This window comes from Streptomyces tailanensis, assembly GCF_008386495.1.
Taxonomy (GTDB): Bacteria; Actinomycetota; Actinomycetes; order Streptomycetales; family Streptomycetaceae; genus Streptomyces; species Streptomyces tailanensis.
On the sequence record NZ_VTHJ01000107.1, the window covers coordinates 6,610 to 12,427 of the forward strand.

At 66.5% G+C, this 5,818-nt stretch carries 3 protein-coding genes; 1 reads left to right on the plus strand and 2 read right to left on the minus strand.

The features are described 5' to 3' along the window. Positions 1-30 precede the first annotated feature (30 nt). Positions 31-1,851, plus strand: coding sequence for a rhamnogalacturonan lyase (locus F3T56_RS43395; RefSeq protein ID WP_342787062.1), 1,821 nt, complete (start codon positions 31-33; stop codon positions 1,849-1,851). A 1,193-nt stretch (positions 1,852-3,044) separates the two neighbouring features. Here the strand turns inward: F3T56_RS43395 and F3T56_RS50390 are convergent. Both F3T56_RS50390 and F3T56_RS43410 read right to left on the minus strand, forming a co-directional pair. Then, a protein-coding gene (locus F3T56_RS50390; RefSeq protein WP_425473744.1) for an IS630 family transposase occupies positions 3,045-4,123 on the minus strand; the annotation gives its coding sequence in 2 pieces (ribosomal slippage) (positions 3,045-3,550 and positions 3,550-4,123; 1,080 coding nt in all). Positions 4,124-4,244: 121 nt separating this feature from the next. Next, on the minus strand, positions 4,245-5,465 hold the full coding sequence (locus F3T56_RS43410) for a glycoside hydrolase family 5 protein (RefSeq protein ID WP_149830978.1): 1,221 nt from the start codon (positions 5,463-5,465) through the stop codon (positions 4,245-4,247). Positions 5,466-5,818: the final 353 nt, after the last annotated feature.

A 5,818-nucleotide genomic window follows, 5' to 3' on the forward strand; every position in this document is an offset into this window, starting at 1 on the left:
CGCCGGTCCAGCAATCGGCTGTTCGGCGGCCTGACGGCCGCCACCGCACTGGCCCTCTCCGCACTCACCGGACTGCCGCAGACCGCGCACGCCGCGACCGCCCGGCAGGTGGAACGCCTCGATCGGGGTTTGACCAGCGTCCACACCGGCAGCGGGAACCTGGTGTCGTGGCGGTGGCTGGCCACTGACCCGAACGACGTGGCCTTCAACGTCTACCGTGGCGGCACCAGACTCAACTCCTCGCCCCTGACCACCTCGACGAACTACTTGGACGCCGGCGCCCCGGACTCGGCGGACTACACGGTGCGCGCGGTGGTGAACGGCATCGAGCAGGCGCCGTCCGAGCACGCGCTCCAGTTCCGCACCGGGTACAAGGATGTGCCGATCTCCCCGCCGCCCGGGGGCACTTCACCGGGCAACTCGCCGTACACCTACGAGGCCAACGACGCCTCCGTCGGCGACCTCGACGGCGACGGTGCCCTGGACATCGTTCTGAAGTGGCAGCCGACGAACGCCAAGGACAACTCCCAGTCCGGCTACACCGGCAACACGATCGTCGACGGGATCAAGCTCGACGGCACTCGCCTGTGGCGTATCGACCTGGGCCGCAATATCCGCTCCGGTGCCCACTACACACAGTTCCAGGTGTACGACTACGACGGCGACGGCAAGGCCGAGGTCGCCATGAAGACCGCCGACGGCACGAAGGACGGAACCGGCGCGGTCATAGGCAGTTCCTCGGCCGATCACCGCAACTCCACGGGCTACGTGCTGTCCGGCCCCGAGTACCTGACGATGTTCAACGGGCAGACGGGCAAGGCGATGCAGTCCGTCGACTACGTCCCAGCCCGAGGCACGGTGTCGTCCTGGGGGGACTCCTACGGCAACCGCGTGGACCGGTTCCTGGCGGGCACGGCCTACCTGGACGGTTCCCGACCCTCGGTGATCATGGCTCGTGGCTACTACACCCGCGCGGTGATCGCGGCCTGGGACTGGCGGAACGGGCAGTTCACCCGCCGGTGGACCTTCGACTCCAACGCCAACAGCGGCTACGCCGGCCAGGGCAACCACCAGTTGTCGGTCGCGGACGTGGACGGGGACGGCAAGGACGAGGTCGTCTACGGCGCGATGGCCGTCGACGACAACGGCAACGGCCTGTGGACGACGCGAAACGGCCACGGGGACGCGATGCACGTGGGCGACCTCGACCCGTCCCGGCCAGGTCTGGAGGAGTTCAAGGTCGACGAGGACAGCTCCAAGCCGTCCTCCTGGATGGCGGACGCGAGGACCGGCCAGATCCTCTGGTCCACCCCGGCCGGCGGTGACAACGGCCGGGGGGTGTCCGGTGACATCTGGTCCGGCAGCGCGGGCGCCGAGTCGTGGTCGTCGCTCGTGAGTGGCGTCCGCAACCCCAAGGGCGCGGTGGTCGCCAGTCGTAAGCCCGGGTCCAGCAACTTCCTGGCGTGGTGGGACGGCGACACCACGCGCGAACTCCTCGACGGCACCCACATCGACAAGTACGGCACCTCCGGCGACACCCGCCTGCTCACCGGCTCCGGAGTCCACTCCAACAACGGCACCAAGTCGACGCCGTCCTTGTCCGGCGACCTCCTCGGCGACTGGCGCGAGGAGGTCATCTGGCCGACGTCCAACAACACGGCCCTGCGGATCTACTCCACGCCGTACCAGACCAATACGCGGATCACGACCCTCCTCCACGACACCCAGTACCGCACGGCCCTGGCCTGGCAGAACACTGCCTACAACCAGCCCCCGCACCCCAGCTTCTTCATCGGCGGCAACATGCCTACGCCACCCCGCCCCACCGTCGCGCTGCCGAACAGCCTCTGAGCTGGACAGCCGACTTCCCTGATGCTTGAGCGAGTTCAAGCATCAGGGAAGGGGTATTTGTCGAACGAGTGGAACCTGGCATGGGTAACGGAGCACCGGCGGTGGTGCACGCGGCCCGCTGAGGGTGTTCTTGGGGTACAGGACCTGCCGGAGGCGGTCGCGCGGACCAGGCTGAAGTCCGGGGATCCGGTGCCGCCTTCTTTTGGCCTCATGGTGGTGTGCCGCCGATCCCGTCAGCGGAACCCTGCCGCGTAGCCGACAGCACGCCTCGCGAAGGCGCCGGCCGGTCGGCCGGTGAGGCGCTCAACACCACCGCCGCGCCGATCACGGTCGGCCGACACCAAGCGTACGGCGTCTTCGTAACTCCCGCGGGTACGGTCACGGAAACCAGCTCCAGGACGACGCCCACCACTGGGCCGATGTCGCCGAAGCCGACGACGACGGCGTCCTGGCCAGGGGCTTGTCGGCGACGGCACCGGAACCGTGCGCGCCGGCGTCCTGCCCATCACCTGGATTCCGTTCCGCCACTGGACCACTGCGGCCGTACGCGAACGAGGCGGCCGCCGTTTCGTCATGCCCGGATAGCGGCCATGATGTCGTGAGAAGCCGCCGGCCCGCTCAGTCTGCTGCTGCCAGACGTACCAACGGCAGTGGTACAGAGCGGAGTCGTCCCAAAACCGTCCGCTCGTTGTATCGCGCTGGGTCCCCCACAGTCGACGTCGGGGCCCTACCGAAGTCCTGGTGAGGCGGATGCCGATCGTGATGAGCGCCGGCCGCCGCGCTCCTCCAGGGTCGAGGGCATGCCGCGTCCGTCTCGGCGTGAATCGTGTCCCGAGAAGCCGGCCCCACCGGCACCGCCAGGACACAGAGACCGTGACGCCACCCGGCGGGACTGCTCACCCGCAGCAGCCGTCCACCTCCCAGATGCGGAGCAGCGTAGGTAGCTTCTCCGGCTGGTCGGCGCGCAGTTGACGAGATCGCACACCGTGTGGCATCGCCACCCGGCCCAACTGCGCGCCCACGAGGTATGTAGAGGTATGTACCCGTCGCCGAGACTCGGGGTCCTGCTACGTGCCGGACGGAAGGCCAGAGTCGGCAACACTGCCGTTACTGACTTCGGCTCGTCAAGGTGAGGCTGGGGCGTCGAGGGTCAGGCCGGTGCCCGCTGTGAAGCCNTTACTGACTTCGGCTCGTCAAGGTGAGGCTGGGGCGTCGAGGGTCAGGCCGGTGCCCGCTGTGAAGCCGTCGAGGGTTTCGGGCCGGTACTGGAGGCGTTTGAGCCGGTTGCGTACGAGGGCTTCGAGCCGGTCGAGAGCGACCACGGCGAGGTTGGCCGGACTGCGCTTGACGTGCGCCCATACCCACTCGGCGGGGTTCAGGTCCGGCGAGTGGGCGGGCAGCGGGAAAACCGTCAGCCAGTCACGCTCGGCGATCAGCTCACGCATGGCGTGGGAGACGTGGGTGTTGAGCCGGTCCCAGACCAGCACGATCGATGCCTTGGCGAGCTGGTGGACGCCGTCTGCCAGTGCGGTGAAGTCGCGCTCGCCCATGCTGCGGCGCTTGCCTTTGCCCGCGGGGTGGGTGCGCAGGCGGTGGCACAGCCGGGTGCGGGAGCCTGGCCGCATGGCGATCAGTCCGGCCACCGACAGGCGCCCTGAGCGTCGACTGCTCACCGTCACCTGCGGGGTGTGGCCGAGTCGGCCCCAGGTGCGTCCTTTGGGCGGCTGTCGCGTGAAGCCTGCCTCGTCCTCGAAGCAGATGTAGCCCCCGCAGGCCGCCCGGGCCCTTTTACCTCGGCCCAGGTCGCCTCCTTCCACAGGGTCACGGCCTGCTCGTCGCGTTCGGCGACCCGCCGTGCAGGGACCCGCGGGCTGAAGCCGAGCCGGTGCATCAGCCTCGTGGCTCCCGAAACGCTGTAGGAGATGCGGAACTTCCGGCCGATGAGCGTGGCTACCCGGGCGGCGGTCCACACCTGGTCCTCCACCCATCCGTGCGCGGCGGGTCCTTCATCGAGGTATGCGGCCGGCTTCTCCAGACAGCGCGGGGACAGCCGGCACCGCGATCCACTCGGGCCGCGGGAGGCCAGCGCCCGCACGCCGCCGTCCCGCCACAACTGATGCCACTGGTAGGCCGACTTCGGGCTCACCCGCAGGCGCCGTGCCACCTCGGACGGCTTGATCTTCTGCTCGAACAGCTCGGCCGCCTGCATCCGCACCGTCTCCCGGCGCTGACGTCCCACAGGGGTCAGCCCGCCCCCATCCGCATACCTCACACACCACGGAATACAGCCACTACCCCAGGCACAGCAGGGACTTCAGGAAAGCTCACCCTGACGAGCCGAAGTCAGTAACNTACAGCCACTACCCCAGGCACAGCAGGGACTTCAGGAAAGCTCACCCTGACGAGCCGAAGTCAGTAACGCCGGTCATGATGGCGTTGACGATGCCCTGCTGGGTGACCGTGAGGGAGCGCCGGTTGAACAGCCCGAACCCGTACCGATCGGTTGCACCGTTGTCCCAGTAGACGGTGGCCGCGCCGTATTTCTTGGCGGTGGCCGCGACGGCCCGTGCAAAGTCCGCGCGATATCTGTTGTTTGACGAATCGAACGGTGACTTGTCGATGGCGCCGTATTCGCCGACAACTACCGGATACCCCTTCGCGACGAATGTGTCGTACATCTTTTTCAGCTGCGAGTCCAGATAGTCTTCCTGTCCCCAGGTGGACGTCCTCGATGGGTTGGTCGCCGCTCGTCCCCATTGCGTGATGGTGCCGCTTTCCTCTCCGGCGAAATCCCACGGGCTGTAGTGATGAACGGAGATCATGATTCGCCGTTCATTGGCGGGAATGGAGGGGGAGCGGTACTGGTCGGACGGAATCGCGAAGCCGTAGTTCCCCGCCGTGTAATCGATGTTTGTGTTCCAGCCGGGAACGAGCAGCCACCTTGAGCTGTTATTTCCGCCGGTTTTGCGTACGGTGTCGACGAAAATCTGGTTGTAACTGTTGATGTTTGAGTAGCACGGTTGGGTCGGGTTGCCGTACTGCCCGTCGAACTCCTCGTTCATGGACTCCAGGATCAGGCGCTGGTCGTAGTTCTTGAACCTGTTTGCGATTTGCTGCCAAGCTTTCTGGTACTTGGCCTTGATCGCTGTTTGGGAGGGTGAATCACAGATCAGCCAGGAGCCGCTGATGCTCTTGTAGCCGTCACCGTGCATGTTGATCATCACATGCAGGCCCCTGTTGTAGGCGTAGTTGACGACTTCTTGGATTCTGTTCAGCCAGGAGGGGTTTATCGTGTAATCCGGGCCGGGCCCTATGTATCCCAGGTAGGAGACCGGGATCCGGATGGTTTTGAACCCGGCCGCCCTTACTTTGTCGATGAGGGCTTGTGTTACGGCCGGCTGTCCCCATGCCGTTTCGTTGGGGTACCCGTTGGCATTGGCTTCCAGCTGGTTCCCCAGATTCCATCCCGCGCCCATGTCGGCCACGATCTGCGAAGCGCTCGACTGTGCCACGGTATCGGCCGATGCCTGATGCGCCGCGCCGTACACAGATGCGGCAACTGCCAACAGGACGGCAAGGAAAATGACTCTGATCTTCCCTGCTGGTGAAACCATGAGCTTTCCTCTCTTGCATCCTTTTGAGGGTGTCGGACCCCCAAGTGGATCTATCTGTGTGAGTGGGAGCGGCCGGAGCCGCCTGCTGTTCGGGCGGTGGTGTCCACGTTGGCCTGGAAACGAACACAGTCGATTGCGCGGCGGCTGACCTCGCGGGCGTCCGTGGGCGGCCACGCACCCTGCGCGGCCGGATGCGCGGCGACCACGGCAGACGCGCGCACCCGGGCCGTGCGTGGTTGCTCCTCAGCTCAGGACGGATTCCCAGGTGGTGGTGGAGGAAGTGGCGTCGGCGCGAAGGCGGTCGTGGGCCGCGGTGTCGCCGTAGAGGCTCCACCGCATCCAGTCCACGAACG